The sequence below is a fragment of the Sphingomonas sp. PL20 genome (assembly GCF_017875905.1).
Classification (GTDB): Bacteria; Pseudomonadota; Alphaproteobacteria; order Sphingomonadales; family Sphingomonadaceae; genus Sphingomonas; species Sphingomonas echinoides.
Window position 1 is genome coordinate 2,369,824 of sequence record NZ_JAGINH010000002.1, and the last position, 18,318, is coordinate 2,388,141.

The 18,318-nt window shown below is 64.6% G+C and carries 16 protein-coding genes; 9 read left to right on the forward strand and 7 right to left on the reverse strand.

Features of this window, described 5'->3' with window-relative positions; all coding sequences use genetic code 11:
• Positions 1 to 20: 20 nt before the first annotated feature.
• Together H4W01_RS11015 and H4W01_RS11020 are read right to left on the reverse strand one after the other, a co-directional pair.
• Positions 21 to 2,651 (reverse strand): two-partner secretion domain-containing protein, encoded by a 2,631-nt coding sequence (locus H4W01_RS11015; RefSeq protein ID WP_334685237.1) that lies wholly within the window; start codon positions 2,649 to 2,651, stop codon positions 21 to 23.
• A gap of 52 nt (positions 2,652 to 2,703) precedes the next feature.
• On the reverse strand, positions 2,704 to 4,386 hold the full coding sequence (locus H4W01_RS11020) for a ShlB/FhaC/HecB family hemolysin secretion/activation protein (RefSeq protein ID WP_209611014.1): 1,683 nt from the start codon (positions 4,384 to 4,386) through the stop codon (positions 2,704 to 2,706).
• 517 nt (positions 4,387 to 4,903) lie between these two features.
• Between H4W01_RS11020 and H4W01_RS11025 the strand changes: the two genes are divergently transcribed.
• Together H4W01_RS11025 and H4W01_RS11030 are read left to right on the forward strand one after the other, a co-directional pair.
• On the forward strand, positions 4,904 to 5,356 hold the full coding sequence (locus H4W01_RS11025; protein ID WP_209611015.1) for a hypothetical protein: 453 nt from the start codon (positions 4,904 to 4,906) through the stop codon (positions 5,354 to 5,356).
• A 441-nt stretch (positions 5,357 to 5,797) separates the two neighbouring features.
• On the forward strand, positions 5,798 to 8,275 hold the full coding sequence (locus tag H4W01_RS11030; protein ID WP_209611016.1) for a TonB-dependent receptor plug domain-containing protein: 2,478 nt from the start codon (positions 5,798 to 5,800) through the stop codon (positions 8,273 to 8,275).
• A gap of 69 nt (positions 8,276 to 8,344) precedes the next feature.
• Here the strand turns inward: H4W01_RS11030 and H4W01_RS11035 are convergent, their stop codons facing one another.
• The 3 genes from H4W01_RS11035 to H4W01_RS11045 are packed head-to-tail and all read right to left on the reverse strand — an operon-like array spanning position 8,345 to position 9,484.
• Positions 8,345 to 8,542 (reverse strand): hypothetical protein, encoded by a 198-nt coding sequence (locus H4W01_RS11035; protein ID WP_010403404.1) that lies wholly within the window; start codon positions 8,540 to 8,542, stop codon positions 8,345 to 8,347.
• 37 nt (positions 8,543 to 8,579) lie between these two features.
• Positions 8,580 to 9,041 (reverse strand): MarR family winged helix-turn-helix transcriptional regulator, encoded by a 462-nt coding sequence (locus H4W01_RS11040; protein WP_209611017.1) that lies wholly within the window; start codon positions 9,039 to 9,041, stop codon positions 8,580 to 8,582.
• Between the two features lie 17 nt (positions 9,042 to 9,058).
• On the reverse strand, positions 9,059 to 9,484 hold the full coding sequence (locus H4W01_RS11045; protein ID WP_010403408.1) for an organic hydroperoxide resistance protein: 426 nt from the start codon (positions 9,482 to 9,484) through the stop codon (positions 9,059 to 9,061).
• 143 nt (positions 9,485 to 9,627) lie between these two features.
• On the opposite strand from H4W01_RS11045, the gene H4W01_RS11050 reads away from it, so the two are divergent.
• From H4W01_RS11050 to H4W01_RS11060, 3 genes are all read left to right on the forward strand, one after another.
• Positions 9,628 to 10,272 carry a DsbA family oxidoreductase gene (locus H4W01_RS11050; protein ID WP_209611018.1) on the forward strand — a complete coding sequence of 215 codons (645 nt, stop codon included), beginning with the start codon at positions 9,628 to 9,630 and terminating at the stop codon, positions 10,270 to 10,272.
• Between the two features lie 163 nt (positions 10,273 to 10,435).
• A complete protein-coding gene (locus H4W01_RS11055; protein WP_209611019.1) occupies positions 10,436 to 12,079 on the forward strand; it encodes a glycoside hydrolase family 43 protein in 1,644 nt (547 codons plus the stop codon).
• Positions 12,080 to 12,157: 78 nt separating this feature from the next.
• Positions 12,158 to 13,354: an endo-1,4-beta-xylanase gene (locus H4W01_RS11060; RefSeq protein ID WP_209611020.1), complete on the forward strand. Its 1,197-nt coding sequence runs from the start codon at positions 12,158 to 12,160 to the stop codon at positions 13,352 to 13,354.
• On the opposite strand, the gene H4W01_RS11065 is transcribed toward H4W01_RS11060, so the two are convergent.
• A complete protein-coding gene (locus H4W01_RS11065; protein WP_209611021.1) occupies positions 13,349 to 14,083 on the reverse strand; it encodes a DUF1223 domain-containing protein in 735 nt (244 codons plus the stop codon). The two genes, H4W01_RS11060 and H4W01_RS11065, sit on opposite strands and share 6 nt — an antisense overlap.
• Complete coding sequence (locus tag H4W01_RS11070; RefSeq protein WP_209611022.1) at positions 14,080 to 14,979, reverse strand: helix-turn-helix domain-containing protein; 900 nt, start codon at positions 14,977 to 14,979, stop codon at positions 14,080 to 14,082. Before H4W01_RS11070 ends, H4W01_RS11065 begins: the two co-directional genes overlap by 4 nt.
• A 172-nt stretch (positions 14,980 to 15,151) precedes the next feature.
• Between H4W01_RS11070 and H4W01_RS11075 the strand changes: the two genes are divergently transcribed.
• The 4 genes from H4W01_RS11075 to H4W01_RS11090 all read left to right on the forward strand — a co-directional run bounded on the left by H4W01_RS11075 (position 15,152) and on the right by H4W01_RS11090 (position 18,181).
• Positions 15,152 to 15,685 carry a sigma-70 family RNA polymerase sigma factor gene (locus H4W01_RS11075; protein ID WP_209611023.1) on the forward strand — a complete coding sequence of 178 codons (534 nt, stop codon included), beginning with the start codon at positions 15,152 to 15,154 and terminating at the stop codon, positions 15,683 to 15,685.
• Positions 15,685 to 16,326, forward strand: coding sequence for a DUF1109 domain-containing protein (locus H4W01_RS11080; RefSeq protein ID WP_209611024.1), 642 nt, complete (start codon positions 15,685 to 15,687; stop codon positions 16,324 to 16,326). The genes H4W01_RS11075 and H4W01_RS11080 overlap by 1 nt, the downstream gene beginning before the upstream one ends.
• 128 nt (positions 16,327 to 16,454) lie before the next feature.
• The gene (epsC, locus tag H4W01_RS11085; RefSeq protein ID WP_443024796.1) at positions 16,455 to 17,435 is read left to right on the forward strand and encodes a serine O-acetyltransferase EpsC; all 981 of its coding nucleotides are present in this window, start codon (positions 16,455 to 16,457) and stop codon (positions 17,433 to 17,435) included.
• Positions 17,432 to 18,181, forward strand: coding sequence for a gamma-glutamyl-gamma-aminobutyrate hydrolase family protein (locus H4W01_RS11090; protein WP_209611025.1), 750 nt, complete (start codon positions 17,432 to 17,434; stop codon positions 18,179 to 18,181). Before epsC ends, H4W01_RS11090 begins: the two co-directional genes overlap by 4 nt.
• The last annotated feature ends 137 nt before the right edge of the window (positions 18,182 to 18,318 follow it).

Sequence of the window (18,318 nt, forward strand, 5' to 3'; positions counted from 1 at the left end):
CACGCAGATGCGGCATAGGCCTAGAAACGATCCTGCTTGGGCACCCGCTTCAGGGGCGGCGGTGGCGGCGGCGTAACAACGGGCGGGGGCGGCGGCACCTCAACGACCGGCGGCGGCACTTCGATCACGGGCGGTGGCATCGTCACCACCGGCGGCGGCGTCACGATGACCGGGGGCGGCATGTTGGACGTCGGCGGGAACCATGGCGGTGACGGCGGCAAGATCGGGGGCAGGCGTGGCGGTGTTGGGGTTGGGGTTGGGGTTGGCGTTGGTGTTGGTGTGGGCGTCGGTGTTGGTGTCGGCGTCGGCGTCGGTGTTGGTGTTGGCGTTGGCGTTGGAGTCGGTGTCGGCGTCGGTGTCGGCGTCGGCGTCGGCGTTGGGGTCGGCGTTGGTGTCGGCGTCGGTGTCGGTGTCGGCGTCGGTGTCGGCGTTGGTGTCGGCGTCGGTGTCGGCGTCGGCGTCGGCGTTGGGGTCGGCGTTGGTGTCGGCGTCGGTGTCGGCGTCGGTGTCGGCGTCGGTGTCGGCGTTGGTGTTGGTGTTGGCGTGGGCGTGGGCGTGGGCGTGGGCGTCGGTGTTGGCGTGGGCGTCGGTGTCGGTGTCGGTGTCGGTGTCGGTGTGGGTGTTGGCGTAACAGCGACGATCGTTCCGACGGTCTTGAACCCTGTCGTACAACAGGCGGCCGCCAGCGCATATTGGCCGGCGTTCGCACCGGTCAGGCTGTAGCCAGTGTAGGTTACACCAATGCCGGTGCCGGCACCCGCGCTGTCATAAACGGCGGAGGCCCCTGGCCCGGCCACCAGCGTCACCCCGGTCGGAGCACCGCTGGCGGTGGTGGTGTTGAACCCGGACAGGATTGCGGCGGTCGTGCCATCGGCCGTCTTCGTCGCGGAGGGATAGAGCAGCATGAACTGGCTCAGCGTCGCGCCCGAGGTCAGCGTGAAATTGGGCAAATAGTTGCTCGGCGTCGCATAGGAGATCGGGTTATAATAGATCGCCACCGGCGCATTCGGCCCGGTGACGGCGACGAGCGGGGTTCCGGGAGCGAAGATCACCGTGCCCCCGGCGATGCCCGGACCGGTCCCGGCATTGCCGGCCAGCAGCACCAATCCCGGTGCCAGACCCAGGCTTTGCGCGGGAACATTCGTCCCGCGCGTCAGCGTGATCGCGCCGGCGATGGTGATGTCCAGCCCGGCGCATAGCGTGATGTTGCCGTCGGTCGCGGTCAACACGCCGGTGTTGGTCAGCGAGAAATTGCGTCCGGCGTTCAGCAACATGCTGCCGTTGGTGGTGGTGATCGCGGCACGCACGGTTATGTCGCGCCCACAGCAGATCACGAAATTGCCGTTGGTCGCGGTGATCGCGAAGTTCACATTCACGTCGCGATCGGCGAGCAATTTCAGCGTCGTGGTGCTGGGCGACGCGGTCCAACTGATCGCGTCGTTGACGGTGATGTCACCATTGCCGGTCGTCCCGGAATTGATGCTGGTAACCGGAGGCGCCCCCGCCACCGTCGTGGTGGAGCCGGTCGCGGTGCTGATCGTCACGCTGTTGGTGACCAGCAGCGCCGACAGCGTCGCGCCGGAAATGTCGCCGCCAATCGGCGCGATGGTGAAATCATAGGGATCGATGGTGAAGAGACCGGTCTTGCCGAACGCAGCAGCGGTCGTCACCAGAGCCCCATCCGCGATCGTCACCTTGGCGGCCGATGCCTCGATCGAACCGCCGTCGCCGCCGCTTGGCGCGCTCGCGTCAAGCGTACCGCCGACCGCGACCGAACCGCTCGTCATGTCGCCCAGCAGGCTGATCACGCCGCTCTTGTTCTGCACGGTGCGCGCCTGGATCACGCCTTTATTGTTGACCGCTGCGTGCAGCAGCGCCCCCGCCGAGATCGCGGTCAGCAGCACATGGCCGCCATCGGCGACGATCATCCCGCCATTGTTCGCCAGCGCGTTCAGCGCACCTTTGTCGACGGTGACGTTGAGCAAGCCATTGCCCGCCACATCGAGCGTCACGGCATTGCCCGCGGCGAGCGCGACCGTGCCAAGCCGCGCCGAGATCAGCCCGCTATTGCCGACGCTCGCGCCGAGCAGCGCGACATAGCCACCATCGGCGCTGAGCGTGCCTTTGTTGAGCACCGCAGCGCTGCTATCGCCGGAAAATGTGTAGCGCCCGGCCATGAAGTCCTTGTCCGACAGGCCGAGTGTCGAGGCGACCAGCCCGCCGACATTCACTTGCGCGCCCTTGCCGAACAGGATGCCATTGGGGTTGATCAGGAACACCTGCCCATTGGCGTTCAGCGTACCGAGGATCGACGAAGGATCGGGCCCGGTCACGCGGTTGAGCGCGACCGACGTGCTGCTCGGCTGAACGAAGGTCACCGTTTCCGCCGGGGCGATGTTGAAGCTCGACCAGTTGATCGCGACGTTGGCCGAGGATTGCGTCACCGTCACCGCATTGGGGTTGGTCACGATCGTGGCACTGCCCGCGCTGACGACACCGCCCGTCGGCTCCGCATAAGCGGCGGGGATCAGGCCCAGCCCCAGCGATCCGGCCAGCGCGCTGGCGCACCACGCGCTGGGCGGGCGCCATTTGCGCGCCGGAACCGTGCCGGTGAGGCGGGAAGAACGCGGGGTGGAGGTTTTGCGTGTCATGAAAGATGCTCCCGAAGGATGATCGTTAAGCGCTGGTCGCGTGTCTTCGCGATCATCCGAAGAATTTGATGACTTCGAACCGGAACTGGCCGGTCGCGTTGGGCGCATAAGAGGTCGCGCGGTCGCCCAACTGGAAGGCGTAGGAGGCCCGCGCGAGGAAGCTGCCGTTGCGCAGCCAGGTGAGCGATGCGCCGACACCCTGGCGCGTGAAGCGATTGTCGCCACCCTGCCACGGCGTGTGGTTCAGCCAGACCTGGCCATAATCGTAGAACCCCGCGACCTGCAGCCGACCGGGCAGCCCCTTGATCGGATCCAGCATCACGCGTGCCTCGGCGGTGGCGATATAGCCTTCGTCGCCATACACCTCGCCTTCGGGATAAGCGCGCACGCCATAAGCGCCGCCCAGCTCCATCTTCTCGGTCACGTCGAGATTGTTGAACGCGACTTGCCCGCGTACGCCGCCATAAAAGGACAAAGGTCCGGCGACGGTCTGCAAGCGATCCGCACTGAAGCGCAGCTTGCCGAAATGGCCGTTGGTGCGCGCGGTCGCCGCGTCGGTGGCACGGACGAGCGGCGTGCGGATGTCGAGATTGCCGCCGCTGACATACAGCGAATAGCTGTCCCAGCCGCCACCGCCGAAGCGATCATGATGATCGCCAGTCAGCCCGATCGACACCACTTCGGCGCGGCGTTGGCTGACCGTCGCGAACGCATCGACATTGTCGCGCAGCACGCGGTAATCGAATTGGCCGCGCAGTTGCAGATTGTTGTCGTAACTGCGGACCAGCGGATAGGCGGCATAGAAGCTGCCGATATGCTCGCTGCCGTTCGCGTCGAGCACGTCGAATTGCTTGCCGAGCCGGTAGTGGAAATAGGCGTAAGCCGCGCCAAGCGTCAGATTGCCCGCCTGCGCCTGGTAGGACACACGCCCATATTGCAGCCCGCCGCCCGAGGTCAGCACGCGCAGGCTCACCACATCGCCAATTCCAAGCGGCTCGTTGAGATTGATCGTGCCGCCGCCCTGATACAGGCCGGTATAGGGGTTGCCCGCGTTGCTTGCCTCCACGTCGCCGGTGATCCGGTGCCCTGGCGTGACATCGACCAGCAGATCGGACGTGCCGACGTCCGCACCCGGACTGAGCGTCGAACGCACGCGCACGCCCGGCAGATCGGACAGCAACAGCAGCCGGCGCTCGAGCGGCGCGGCGGCGACCAGATCGCCACGCTTCAGCCCGCGGATCGTGTCCGCCGCGGTGCCATCGCGCAGGTGCGAGTCATTCTTGAGCGTGATCGCGCCATAATGGCCCTCGATCACCGCGATCGTCACCGCCCCATCGGTGATCTTCTGTGCCGGCACATAGGCCTGCGCGACGATATAGCCGCGCACATTGTAAAAGCGCGTGATGCGCGCCGCCATTTGCCGAAGATCGGACAGGGTCAGCATGCGGTCGGGCGTGAAACCGGCGGCAGCGACCAAGTCCGCTTCGCTAAAGCGCGTCTGCCCGCTGACATGGAGCGCGTGCAGCGAAAAGGGCACGCCCTTCGGCCCCTGGTCGGACGCGACCTCGGGCGTGGTGACGCGAAGATCGGGAACCGACGTGGGCGGGATCGGCGCCGACGGCAATTGCGAAACCTGCCCGGGGACTGGCCCGGAGACTTGCGCCATCGCAGCGCCTGCGGTGCCCGCTCCCGCCACGGCCGATGCGATGCAGAAAATCCTGAAAGACGCGTCCATACATACAATCCTCAATCGTCGAAGGCGCCACGGACGCTGGGCGTTTGCGTATCCCGGATCTGCATCCAGAATGTCGGTGGGGTCGGCACGGACGGTCGGCGCACAAGGATCTGGCGAGCAATGCCAGCCGGTATATCTCTGTCGCCGAGAGGCTCAGCTCTCATTTTATGAGTAACGGGTATTTCACGATCTTATAATTACGGTACTCCGTAAAATTTCTCTGCCACCGATTGATCCAGCAACAAAGTATCGGAATATACGTAGGCACCGATTTATAATAATTTTTCCAGATTTTTCGGCCAAAGTATATTCAATCTAGACCGGATTTATTCGCCATGGTGGGGATAAAGCCACTTGGCCGTGCACATTATTTATCGAATGTGCTGAGGAAGGATCTGCACGGCGACGATTACCGATCGGCTGCGCGTAGGTATTTCCCGACGCTGACGCCCGCCTGCGATCACCCGTAGCAACGGGCTCGCATCGGCAGACAGTCCTTGCCCATCTGGAGATTCCCGTGAAAAAATTATATTCGGCACTCGCCGTATTTGCCACGGCCGGCATGGTTGCAGCGACCGTTGCGATCGCGGCTCCCCCTCAGGATCGCCCGAATGCCACCGCGGTTTTTTCGACCGAAACGGTTGCTGTCGGGGTTCGCTACACCTGGGGCCGCGGCGTTCTGAAGTTCAAAGGGCATAGCTATCCCTTCAAGATCGACGGTCTCGGAGCGGTTGGTGTCGGGGTCGATAAGGTCCACGGGGTCGCGGAAGTCTATCATTTGAAATCTCCAGCCGATTTTGCCGGAACCTATGGCAGGGCTGCAATTGGTGCATCGCTTGGCAAGGCTGGTGGCGAGAGTTCGACCATGTCCAACGAACATGGTGTCGTCATGAATGTTCATGCGCGCGAACGCGGCATCCAGATCAACCTCGGCGTCGGCGGTGTTCACATAAAATTGTCCAAACGCTGACCGGTTGACCCTGCTCCGTCTAAGCTAGCGGGAGCACGCTCCAGCAGTGGCGAGCAAACAGGCTCGTCCGTGCAGGCGTGCTCCCGGATTTACAGCTTCGCGACTGGCGCGCCGCTATGCCGCGCCAGTCCCCCCCTGCCGCCCACACGCTTATGGCAGGCCAGAAGCTATTCTTGGCCGCGCTAAGGGTTTGGCCACATTGTAATCCCGGTCAGTACAGAGGAATTTCAGTGCAATGCCGCTTCGGGGGCCGCACGGACATTTTATCTGCATGAAGCATCACGTCGTTCGATCGTTCACCCCTGTCGCAGCCGGACGTTTTCCCAAAATCCAGCGCTGGATTTTGCTGCCGCCCTAAGGGCGCGCCCGCGCCTGCTGCGCCAGGCCTCGGCTGTTCCGGCCACCAACGACAAAAACGTGATTTCGCAAAGGGACCTTACCATGACCAACCTCCGCCCGACCCTCGCCGTCGCTGTCTCCGCGCTGGCGCTGAGCTACGCGGCAGCCGCCAGCGCGCAAGGCGTTCCCGCCAATGCGCCCGAAGCGACCGCCCCGGACGCGGCCGCGAACCAGGACATCGTCGTCACCGGCACGCGCACCACCGGCCGGTCGCGGTTGAACAGCATCGCGCCGATCGACGTGCTGAGCGCCGCCAACCTGCAGCATCAGGGCACGACCGAACTCGCCGCCTCGCTCGCCGCGATCGTTCCGTCGATCGATTTTCCGCGCTCCTCTGCGGTGGATGGCACCGATTCGATCCGCCCCGCCACGCTGCGCGGCCTGTCGCCGGACCAGACGCTCGTTCTCATCAACGGCGTGCGGGCGCATACTTCGGCGCTGCTCAACACCAACGGTTCGGTCGGGCGCGGCTCCGCGTCTGTCGATTTGAACACGATCCCCTCGGTGGCGCTCGACCGGATCGAAGTGCTGCGCGACGGGGCGGCCGCGCAATATGGGTCGGACGCGATCGCGGGCGTCGTCAATTTGCGGCTGCGCGAAGCGCGCACGGGCGGCGGGGCTTCGGTGACCTACGGCCAATATATCACCGACGTGACCACCGCGCGCGGCACGCGCAGCGAGCATGACGGCAAGACCGTGACCGCGTCGGGATGGCAGGGCATTGCCCTCGGCGAGGACGGTTTCCTCACCATTTCCGGCGAATATCTCAACCGCGGCGCGACCAGCCGGGGCGATTTCGATCCGCGCAAGACGCCGCTGACGGTACGCTCGCGCTTCGGGGATCCTGCGGTCGAGCAATATACCGGCTATGTGAATGCCGCGGCCCCGCTCGGCGACACGGGTTGGACGCTGTATGGCTTTGGTGGCTACCAGCATCGCAACAGCACCAGCGCGGCGACCCCGCGCATCAACGGCGGCACCGACAACAACGCCAATGCCGCCGCACTGGCCAGCCTCTATCCCGATGGCTTCACCCCGCTGATCGCGGTCGAATCGAACGATCTGACCGAGACGGCGGGCATTCGCGGGGAATTGTCGGGCTGGAAGGTCGATTTCAACGTGTCGTACGGGCGCAACCAGCTCAACTTCAACACGCGCAATTCGGGCAACGCCACTTATGGCGCAGCTTCACAGAAGAATTTTTACGACGGCAAACTGACCTATGATCAGCTGGTCGGCGGGATCGACGTCTCGCGCGAGCAGCCGCTCGGCGAAGGCACGATCAACATTGCCTGGGGCGTGGAATATCGCCGCGAGAGCTTCCAGATCGGCGCTGGCGAGCCGACATCTTACAATCGCGCGCCCGGTGCGGCGTCCGCGCTCGGCGGCGGTGCGCAGGGCTTTCCCGGCTTCCAGCCGTCCAACGTGATCGACAAGCATCGCGACAACGTCTCGGGCTATCTCGACCTCGAAGCCAAGCCGACCGACAAATTGACACTCGGCGCGGCGGTGCGCGGGGAGAGTTATTCGGACTTTGGCGAAACCGCGACGGGCAAGCTGAGCGCGCGCTATGACTTCGCGCCCTGGTTCGCCATTCGCGGCACCGCCTCGACCGGATTCCGCGCGCCGTCGCTGCAGCAACAATATTTCACCTCGACCGCCTCGGTGCTGGGCACCGGTGGCGCGGTGGTGGAAACCGGCCTGTTCCCCTCGACCAGCGCGGTCGGCGTCGCACTTGGCGGACAACCGCTGCGCGCCGAGAAATCGCGCAACCTGTCGGCGGGGTTCGTGCTGCGTTCGGGCGGGTTTGATCTCTCGGTCGACGCCTATCAGATCAAGCAGCGCGACCAGATTGCGCTGTCGGAAAATCTGAGCGGCACGGTCGTTGCGGCCTTGCTTGCGCCGTTTAACGTCTCGGCCGGGCGCTTCCTGCTCAATGGCATTCGTTCGACGACCAAGGGCATCGACATCGTCGCGCATTATCGCAAGGCGACGCCTGCGGCGGGCACCTTCGATCTGACCGCCGCCGCCAATTTCAACGACATCAAGGTGACCAGCTTCCCCGGCAACACCACCATCACCGCGCTCGTCAACGGCGTTTCGACCAGTTCGACGCAGGCGCTGTTCACGCGCCAGCGCATCATCTCGTTCGAACAGGGCACGCCGCGCGAAAAGGTGGTCGGCACGGTCGATTGGTCGCTCGACAAGATCGGCGTGACCGGGCGCGCGTCTTATTATGGCGACGTGACCCAGCCGAGCAGCGGCAACGGATTGGCGGCGAATGACATTCACAGCGGGCGTCACACGATCTTCGATCTCGAGGCGCGCTATCAACTGGTGAAGAACGTCAACGTCGCGGTCGGGGCGAACAACCTGCTCGACACCTATCCCGATTATGTGAAGCTCACCTCATCGGTCGGGACCACGCTCAACAGCACCGGGCTGGTGGCATTCCCATATTACTCGCCGTTCGGCTTCAACGGCCGCTATGTCTATGCGCGGATCGGCCTGAGCTGGTAACGCGTGCGGTGCCGGGGCGGCGGTCGCTTGGGCGGCGCGTCCCCCGGTCCCGGTCCAGCCCCCTGGCCGTCAGCCGTCGCTGATGTCGAGGAACGCCACCACATCATTATCGGTCGCCAGCCACAGACCCGCCTGCACCTCTTCGGGCTGTTGGCTGGCGAGCAGCATCGCCTCCGATAGCGGGCCGTAGAACAAGGTCTGCGCAACCGCGTCGTTTTCGTCGAGATAATAGAGCCGCACGGTGGCGGTGGAGGACGTGGTGCGCATTGCGCTGTCCTGCGACGGCGCGGCGCGGTACGCAATATCAACTGGGCGATACGGTCGCCTCAGCCGACGCGAGCACCGCGACCAGATGCTGTACGCTCGCGCGCAATTCGATCAGTTCATCAGGCGACAAAGAAAGGCCGCTCGCCAGGGTTTGCGGCACGTCGCGCGCTTGCTGGCGCAGCGCCATGCCTTGCTCGGTCAGGGCAATCAGAACGCGCCGTTCATCGGCCGCGTCGCGCTGCCGGGTCACCAGCCCCGCCCCCTCCATCCGCTTGAGCAAGGGCGTCAACGTCCCGCTGTCGAGATGCAGCCGCTCGCCCAGCGCGCCGACGCTTTGCGGAGCCTGCTCCCACAAGACCAGCATCACCAGATATTGCGGATAGGTCAGCCCGAGCTTGGCCAGCACCGGACGATAAAGTCGGCTGAACAGGTTGGAGGCGGCATAGAGCGGGAAGCACACCTGCAGGTCTAACCGCAGGAAATCATCGTCTTCGCCCATTGCCGCCTCCGCCTCCGTCACTTGGTGGTAACGGTGATCTTGACGTCGATATTCCCCTTTACCGCGTTCGAATAGGGGCAGACGGCGTGGGCCGCCGCGACGATCGCCTCGGCGCTGGCCTGGTCGAGCCCGGTGATCGTCACATCAAGCGCGACCGACAGCACGAACCCGCCCGATGCGTTGGGCGACAAGCCAACCTCGGCAATCACGACGATGTCGTCATCCTTGACCTTTTCGGCCTTGCCACGCGTGACGTGGATCACGGCATTTTCGAAACAGGCGGCATAGCCTGCCGCAAACAATTGCTCGGGGTTGGTCGCGCCACCCTTGCCACCGAGCGAGGTCGGGAGGGCGAGTTGCAGGTCAAGCAGGCCGTCTTCGCTGCGGATGGTGCCGCTCCGGCCGCCAATGGCAGTTACCTTCGTGCTGTAAAGCGTGCTCATGGTCGTCTCCTCAAAAAAAGGGTTCGTGTGGGCTTTTTATATTGTGCGCAATATAATTGATAACAAGGGGTGTGCCCGGTGTATTTTCGAAGGGCGCACCCCACATCGCATCCTCACAACACTCCAGCTGCAGAGGGTGCCGCATGTCCAAGCCGATGAAGATCGATTTCGTTTCCGACGTTTCCTGCCCGTGGTGCATCATCGGCCTGCGCGGGCTGGAGGAAGCGCTCGCGCGGACGGGCGATCTGATCGATGCCGACATCACTTTCCAGCCGTTCGAGCTCAACCCGCAAATGGGCAAAGAGGGCCAGAATATCGGCGAGCATATCGGTGAAAAATATGGCGCGACGCCCGAACAATCGGCCGCCAACCGCGCGATGATCCGGCAGCGTGCCGCCGATCTCGGCTTTACGATGCAGATGAGCGACACCAGCCGGATCTATAACACGTTCGACGCGCATCGGCTGCTCCACTGGGCAGACCTTGAGGGCAAACAAGCCGCGTTGAAACGCGCGCTCTTCCAGGCCTATTTCACCGATCAGCAGGATCCGTCCGATCCGGCGGTGCTGGCCGCCGTGGCCGAGAAGGTTGGGCTGGATCCCGCGCGCGCGGCGGAAATCCTTGCAAGCGATCTGTATGCACAGGAAGTGCGCGCCGCCGAGCAACTCTGGCTCTCGCGCGGAATCCATTCGGTCCCCGCGATCGTCATCAACGATCAGTACCTCATTTCGGGCGGACAGCCTCCCGAAGCGTTCGAGCAGGCGTTGCGCGAGATCGCCGCCGCCTGAACGGGTGCGTCTCGTCGCCCTTTCGGCTTTGAAGGGAAAAACACGCGGCAGCTAATTGTCTGAGTTGTTCTTTGATGTATGGTCCGGCCAACACGCAAGTCGGTAGCGATGCCCGAGCATCGCCCGCCTAAGCCGGGAGAGTCGAGTGAAGCAGCGATCGTCCATGCGGTGCCAAGGACCGATCGCTGCGCTGCTGCTCGCATGGGCCGGTGCCGCCAATGCCGACCCCGCGCGATTCCAAGATTTTAGCTATCAGGGACGGTCAGAGGAGCGAGTCGCGCACAGGGCAGACACCTATAGCAACCCGATCCTGTCGGGATACTATCCCGATCCGTCCGTAACGCGCGTCGGCGACGAGTATTTTCTGGTCAACTCGTCCTTCTCGCACTTCCCGGGGCTGCCGATCTTCCGATCGAAAGATCTGGTCAGCTGGACGCAGATCGGCAATGCGATCGATCGGCCCGAGCAACTCGATTTTACCGGGCGCACGGTTTCGCAAAGCGTGTTCGCGCCCGACATCTCCTACCACGATGGCATCTTCTACATCGTCAATACATGTGTGCAATGTGGCGGCAATTTCGTCATCACCGCGAAAAACCCGGCGGGTCCGTGGTCGAACCCGGTGTGGCTGCCCTTCGAAGGGATCGATCCGTCGATCTTCTGGGACGGTGACACGGCGTATATCGTCAATAACGGCCCTCCCAACGAACCGCCGCGCTACGAGGGCCATCGCGCGATCTGGATGCAGGCGTTCGACTGGCGGACACTGAAGCTCGTCGGGCCGCGAACACAGATCGTCAATGGCGGGGTCGACCTGTCCAAAATGCCCATTTGGATCGAAGGCCCACACCTGCTGAAACGCGACGGTCGCTACTACCTGATCGCCGCCGAGGGCGGGACGAGCGACAACCATTCTGAGGTCGTATTCCGCGCCGATTCGGTTGACGGTCCCTATGTGCCCTATCCGGGCAATCCGATTCTCACCCAGCGCACACTCGACCCCAACCGCGCCAATCCGGTAACATCGGCGGGCCATGCAAAGTTTGTCCAGACGCAGAATGGAGACTGGTGGGCGACCTTCCTCGCGACGCGTCCCTATAAAGACGGGCTCTACAATATCGGGCGCGAGACCTTTCTGCTCCCTGTCACCTGGCGCGACGGCTGGCCACAGATCTTGCCCGCCGGAACGGCGATCCCGTTCGTCGCGCAGCGCCCCAAGCTGCCCAGGCAACCGGCACCGGCGCTGCCGCTCAGCGGCGACTTTGGCTATGTAGAGACGTTCAAGGGACCGCGCCTCGGCCCGCAATGGGTCGGCATACGCACGCCCAAACATCCGGTCTATCGACTGGACCGCAGCGCACTGGTCCTCGAGCGCGGTGCCGCGCTGGGCGATATTTCGGGCGCACCCGCCTTTATCGGGCGACGGCAGCAGCATCCTATTGCAACCGTGTCGACCACGCTGCGCTATTCCCCGGGCAGCGATGGCGAAGGGGCCGGGCTTGCAGCGGTGCAAAATGATCGCTCGTATCTGGTATTCGGCATCACCCGCATCGCGGGCAAGGCGATGATCGCGCTCTACACGCGCGACAATGCGGATGCCGACACGCTCGTCGCCGCCGCCCCCATAACGACAGCAGGGCCCGTGACGCTGACCATCCGCGCAAACGGCGGCACGATGGCGTTCGACTATCGCGTGGGGGGCAAGCAGCAAACGCTGAAGGCCGGGCTCGACGACAGCTTCCTCAGCACCAAGCGCGCCGGGGGCTTTGTGGGCACGATCATCGGGCCTTACGCTTGGAACCGCTGATCGTGTGGCGGGAAATACGTCGCGCTGCGTGCCACGAAACTTCAGGAGACGGGCAATGATTCGAACGGTCACGCACGCATGACCCGGCCCCTCACCCGCCGTGAAACACTCGCGCTCGCCGGGCTCGGTCTTGCCGGACTGGCGCTACCCGCCTCCGCCTCTGCCACACGAACGGTGGCCCCCGGATCCCTCGCGGCAGCGGCGGCGCGCACGGGGCGGCGTTTCGGATCGGCCTTCGCCTGGGGGCCGCCCGGACACGATGGCGGCACGTTCGCCAACCCGTCTTATGCCGCACTGCTCGAAGCCGAATGCGCCATTCTCGTTGCCGAAAATGAAATGAAATGGCAGGCGCTGCGCCCGACGCCAGACCGCTTCGACTTCGATCGGTTCGACGCGATGATGGCCTATGCGCAGACCAAGGGCTTTGCCGTACGCGGCCACAATCTCCTGTGGCATCAACCGAAATGGATGCCGCGTTGGGAAGAAAGCTATAATTTCGGCACCCGCCCCGCGTCGGAGGCCGCGCGCCTGCTCTCGCAGCACATCGATACGGTCTGCACGCGATACGGCACTCGCATCGAGAGCTATGATGTGGTCAACGAAGCGGTGAACCCGGCAGACGGCACCCTGTACGAAACGGCTTTGTCACGTGCGATGGGCGGTGCGACCGCGACGCTCGACCACGCCTTCCACACCGCGCGCGCCAGCGCGCCCCATGCCCAATTGGTCTACAATGACTATATGAGCTGGGAGCCGGGCAATGCGGCCCATCGCGCGGGCGTTTTGCGGCTGCTCGAAGGGTTCCGGGCGCGCGGCGTGCCGGTCGATGCGCTGGGGGTACAATCCCATATCATAACGCAGGGACCGGACACGGCGCGCATCGTTGGCCAGTTGCAGCCCGATTGGTCGCGCTTCCTCGATGCGGTGACCGCAATGGGCTATCGCCTCGTCATCACCGAACTCGACGTGCGGGACAACGCCCTGCCCGCCGACCCGTCGCCGCGCGACCGCGCTGTGGCCGATTTCACGCGCGCCTATCTCGACGTGATGCTGGACTATCCGCAACTGGGCGATATTCTGGTGTGGGGCATGACCGACCGGTACAGCTGGATCGAGGGGTTCGAGCCTCGTCCGGACAAGGCCCTCCGCCGACCCTGCCCGTATGACCGCGCCTTTACCGCCAAGCCGATGCGGACGGCGATCGTCGATGCGCTGTCAGGGGCCCCTGCGCGAACGCACGTCGATCGCCGGTCCGGGAGTAACGCCCGGCTATAGCCGCTGCGCCGCCAGAATACGGCCGCCCTTGCCCGCTTGAACAAGGATCGCCTCTCGCAGGTCGGCCGGGGCAGGCTGCGCAATGCGATAGGATTGTGCCCGCCCGGTCCAGGTGCCGATCGCGACGAGCGAGCGCACGACGTTGCGATGGGGCAAGGTGCGCCCGCCATTTTCGCCAGCGCGGATCGGCACCAAGTGCGTGCGCGGGTCGTAGCGTACCAGCCAGACGGTCGCTGGGGTCGCCACGCTGCCTGCCGCCACCGTCACGCCGCCTGCGCTGCGCGCAATGGCAGGGGCCGATGCGGCGCGGTGGCTGGCCCGGATGGCCGCTGCCAGCTGCTGTGCATCATTGCCGACGACGGTGTCGTGCCCATCGATAATCACTTGCGGCGTCGCCACTTGGCCGCGCCCGGCGGCATGCGCATAATCCCATTGCCGCGCCGTGAACGCGGGTTGCGCGAACGTATCCTTCCAGCCCAGTTGATCCCAATAGGTCACCGCGAAATTGAGCGCGAGGATGTCCGGGCGATCGGCAATCGCATTGACGTTGGCATTGGCCGGGGGGCAGCTCGAACAGCCTTGGCTTTCGAACAGCTCAACCACGGTTGGGCCGGCGGGGTTGGCAGCGGTCGCGCTTGCGGGAAGAAGCGTCCCCCAAGACGCCAGCGTGGCAGCGAGCGCACTCGCCAGCCCGACCTTAAGAACAAGCCGAGTAGAACCGCGATTCATGATCGATCTCCTGCGTTGGAATAGGATGGAAAGGGAGCCACCGCCGCACTCATCCGGCGAAAGCTGCTGGGATCGGCTCCATAAGCGGCCGAAAACGCCCGACTGAAATGACTGCGACTGGCAAAACCGATATTGGACGCGATCATCTTGACCGGCAGCCGCGTGCCGTTGAGCAAGTCGGCCCCCTGTTGCAGCCGGGCGCGGGCGACAAACGCCATCGGCGTCATTGCCAGCTTCGCGGCAAATTCGCGCGCGAAGGCCGAGCGACTCATCGAGGCGGCAGATGCCAGGCTGGACACGGTATGCGGGGCCGCCGGATTTTCGATCACCGCCACGATCGCCTTGCCGAGACGCGGGTCGCGCAGCGCGCCGAACAGGCCGGCATCGCCCTCAGCCCGCCCAACCGCGTCGCGCAGCGCCATGACGATGCACACTTTCATCAGCGCATCGACCAAAGCGCGGGATCCCTGCCCCGGTGCCGCCGCCTCACCAATCATCAGGCCACACATTTGCTGGATCAACAGCGGTTCGGGGAGGACCGAAACGATGGGATCGCTCACCGAGCCCAGCAAATCGAAGGTGCCACTAACGCGCGCGGTCAGCACCCCCATTGCAGTCCGAAGCTCCGGACCAAGGCGATCACCGTCCGCGCCTTCGGCCGGGGTAATCACGCGCTCCAGACCCGGCGGCAGCAACAGCAGCGTCCCCTGCCCGCACAACCGATCGGCCTGACGCGGGATCGTCAGCCGCAGTGTCCCGGCAAGAACGTACTGCACTTCGATGCCATCGCTGCGATGGCCCGCCAGCGCATGGCCATGCCGCAACGTCACGTCACGAAAGCTCTGCACCGCGACGCTGAGTGTCGTCAGCATTGTATGAAATTCGGGTTCGTTCATCAGATCCTCCGAACCGCTATTTCGTGGCCCCGTCGGAAATGGTTACAGAAGCGGTTCGATTGGCGTCGCTCCTTCAAAGCGGCGAACCCGCCACGACAAGAAACCGCTCGCCATTCGGTGGGTTGGCTGTAACCCATCACCGGAACGGCGCGAATGACCCTTGGGAGCCCACGTGCGAGCGAGTGAAGACCAGCTGCGGGCGATGATGATCGGCGGCCTTATGGGGGACGCGCGGGCGTATCGGGACTTGCTCGATATCCTGGCCCCGCTGCTCCGCGCTTTTTTTGGCCGCCGCCTTCGCGACGCTGCGGAAGATGTCGAGGATCTGGTGCAGGAAACATTGATGGCCATCCACACGCGGCGCGCAACCTACGACACCAGCCGCCCCTTCACCGCCTGGGCCTATGCGGTCGCGCGCTACAAGATGGTCGACCACTTCCGACGGCGACGCGTTACCGTGCCGATAGAGGGATTGGAGGATATTCTTGTCGCCGAGGGCTTTGAAGAGGCCGTGTCGGCGCGGATGGACATCGACTCCTTGCTCAACACGCTTCCGTCAAAACAGGCCCGCGCGATCCGCGAGACCAAGGTCGACGGGCTCAGCGTGGCCGAAGCGGCCGACCGGCACGCCATGAGCGACTCCGACGTAAAGATTTCGGTGCACCGCGGGCTGAAATCGCTCGCCGCCCGGCTGGGACTTTCGTGATGAACACTGACGAGTTGATCGATTCGCTCTCCGCCAACATTACACCGGTTGCGCCGCATGCGGTCGAACGCCGCTTGTCCGTTGCGGTGGCGGCGGGTGCTGCGGCTACGGCGATGCTGGTCGTGTTCGGGCTTGGGGTGCGCCACGATTTGGCGAGCGCGATGCACGGCTACGCGGTCTGGATGAAATGGGCCTACACGCTGTCGTGCGGGGTGATCGCTTTGTTCGCGACCTACCATCTCGCCCGACCGGAGGCGACGCGCAGCCGCTCGCTATGGTTGCTCCTGATACCCGTTGGCTTGCTCGGCCTGGTTGCGGTGGTCGAGTTCGCTGCGGCTCCCCCGTCGCACTGGCTGGCAATGTGGCTGGGGGATAGCTGGCGGCGATGTTCGATGCGGGTGCTGGTGCTCGCGATGCCGATCCTGGTCGCGCTCATCTGGGCATTCCGCCGCTTTGCGCCGACGCAGCTACGCCTGACCGGCGCGGCGGCGGGCTTCGCCGCGGGCGGGTTTGCCGCGCTGCTTTACAGCTTTCGCTGCGATGAAACGGGTGCCGCGTTCGTGCTGACCTGGTACACGCTCGGCATGGTCGCCGCTGCGGCTTTTGGTGCGCTCATCGGCCCGCGTTTGTTGCGCTGGTAGCAGCGCTACGCCGGTGGTGGAGGCTGCCGTCGGGTGCCGAGGAGAACAAACCCGCGCTTGCTGTGCCAGAAGCATTTCTATGATTTCCGATTGGATCGATAGGATATCCTCTTCGCAAAGGATGCCCTGTGACCGATTACGCGCTCGACACCCCTCGCGACCATGACGTGTCGGCCCTCCCGCCGCGCACCGTCGGCGATGCGATCGCCGATTTGCGCGCCGCGCGGGAGGAATGGCGCTCACGCCAGGACGAGTCGCGCGATGTGGAAAGTTTCCCGTCGCGCACCGCGCTGGAGCGCGTCGTGTCGCTGCTTGCGGCCGCGCTGTATCCGCGACGGCTCGGCCATTTTCGCGGGGTCGCGGCGGAGGAGGACACCTTCGTCGTCGCCAAACTGCTCGCCGCGCTGACCGATCTCGAGCGTGAGATCGGCCATGAACTCGGTTATTGGCAGCGCGAAGCCGGTGCGTTTGAGGCCGACCATGCCGCCACCATCGTGCGGCTGTTCACCGCGACGCTGGGCGACATTCGGCGGTTGATCGACAGCGATGTCGAAGCCGCCTTCCTTGGCGATCCGGCGGCGCGCAGCGTGGACGAAATCCTCGTCTGCTATCCCGGTGCGATCGCCAGCCTGCACCACCGCATCGCGCACGAGCTCAACAATCTGGGTGCCCCGATTGTCGCGCGCCTGATCTCGGAAATCGCCAACGAACGCACCGGCATCGATATCCATCCCGGCGCGCAGATCGGCGCGCGCTTTTTCATCGATCACGGCACCGGTGTGGTGATCGGCGAAACCGCGATCATCGGGGCGCGGGTGCGGCTGTATCAGCATGTCACGCTCGGCGCGCGCAGCCCGGTCGGGGCGACGCGCGACGACGTGCGCCACCGCCATGCGCGGCACCCGATCATCGGCGACGATGTCGTCGTCTATGCCGGTGCCACCATTTTGGGCCGGGTGACGATCGGTGCGCGATCGACCATCGGCGGCAATGTCTGGTTGCTGTCGGATGTGCCGGAGGACAGCGTGCTGGTGCAGCCCGAGGCGGTGCGGCTGGAGCGCAAGGCGGGGCTGGACCTGCGCGACACGCTGCTCGGGCAATCGGCATGACGGTGGCGAAACGGCCCGTCATCGGCGTGCTGTGCTGCAACGAAACACTGGGGCGGCCGGTGCAGACCGTCGCCACCCGCTTTGTCGCGCCGCTCGCGCGCTTTTCGGATAGCACGGTAATGCTGGTGCCCGCCGTGCGCGATGCCGTCGATATTGCCGTGCTCACCACCCTGCTCGACGGCGTATTGTTGACGGGATCGCGCTCCAACGTCGCGCCTGAGCGCTATGGCGGCGGCCCACTCCCCGCAGGCCAACAGATCGACCCTGAACGCGACGAGGTCGCGCTCGCTCTGGCTGGACGGATGATCGAGGCGGGCAAACCCGTGTTCGGCATTTGTCGGGGTTTGCAGGAGATCAACGTGCTGTTCGGCGGCACGCTGTCGACCGATTCCTGCCGGGGACGGCATCATCGCGGATCCTGGGACGGGTGCTTCGACACGCTGTTCGGCCATCGCCATGATGTCGAGCTGAACGATGGCGGCCTGCTCGCCTGCGCGACCGGGCGTCAGCGCATGTCGGTCAACTCGGTCCACGAACAGGGCATCGACCGGCTCGGCGGAGGACTGTCGGTGGAGGCGGTCGCCGCCGACGATGGCTTGATCGAGGCGATCCGCGCCCAGCCGTGCGGGGCCGAAGTGCTGGCGGTGCAATGGCATCCCGAATGGGATGTCGATCGCTCCCCGGAAAGCCGCGCCTTCTTTACCGTGGTCGGCTCTTCGCTGCGCGCCGCCGCCGACGCGCGATAGTCGCCCCCACCGCTACAGCCCTTCCGCCACCCAATGCGCATTGGAGAGGCGGCGGGCCCGACCGCGACTGTCGGGCACCGCAAAGCAACAAAGCGGCTTGAGCGGAAGTAGCCGAGCTTAGCGCCCCGATAGATTTC

Bases quoted from the DNA above. Each gene is read 5' to 3' on its own strand.
- H4W01_RS11015 (WP_334685237.1), bottom strand. From the start codon at position 2,651: ATGACACGCAAAACCTCCACCCCGCGTTCTTCCCGCCTCACCGGCACG.
- H4W01_RS11030 (WP_209611016.1), top strand. From the start codon at position 5,798: ATGACCAACCTCCGCCCGACCCTCGCCGTCGCTGTCTCCGCGCTGGCG.
- H4W01_RS11045 (WP_010403408.1), bottom strand. From the start codon at position 9,484: ATGAGCACGCTTTACAGCACGAAGGTAACTGCCATTGGCGGCCGGAGC.
- H4W01_RS11065 (WP_209611021.1), bottom strand. From the start codon at position 14,083: ATGAATCGCGGTTCTACTCGGCTTGTTCTTAAGGTCGGGCTGGCGAGT.
- H4W01_RS11040 (WP_209611017.1), bottom strand. From the start codon at position 9,041: ATGGGCGAAGACGATGATTTCCTGCGGTTAGACCTGCAGGTGTGCTTC.
- H4W01_RS11035 (WP_010403404.1), bottom strand. From the start codon at position 8,542: ATGCGCACCACGTCCTCCACCGCCACCGTGCGGCTCTATTATCTCGAC.
- H4W01_RS11070 (WP_209611022.1), bottom strand. From the start codon at position 14,979: ATGAACGAACCCGAATTTCATACAATGCTGACGACACTCAGCGTCGCG.
- H4W01_RS11080 (WP_209611024.1), top strand. From the start codon at position 15,685: ATGAACACTGACGAGTTGATCGATTCGCTCTCCGCCAACATTACACCG.
- H4W01_RS11060 (WP_209611020.1), top strand. From the start codon at position 12,158: ATGACCCGGCCCCTCACCCGCCGTGAAACACTCGCGCTCGCCGGGCTC.
- H4W01_RS11055 (WP_209611019.1), top strand. From the start codon at position 10,436: ATGCGGTGCCAAGGACCGATCGCTGCGCTGCTGCTCGCATGGGCCGGT.
- H4W01_RS11090 (WP_209611025.1), top strand. From the start codon at position 17,432: ATGACGGTGGCGAAACGGCCCGTCATCGGCGTGCTGTGCTGCAACGAA.
- H4W01_RS11050 (WP_209611018.1), top strand. From the start codon at position 9,628: ATGTCCAAGCCGATGAAGATCGATTTCGTTTCCGACGTTTCCTGCCCG.
- H4W01_RS11020 (WP_209611014.1), bottom strand. From the start codon at position 4,386: ATGGACGCGTCTTTCAGGATTTTCTGCATCGCATCGGCCGTGGCGGGA.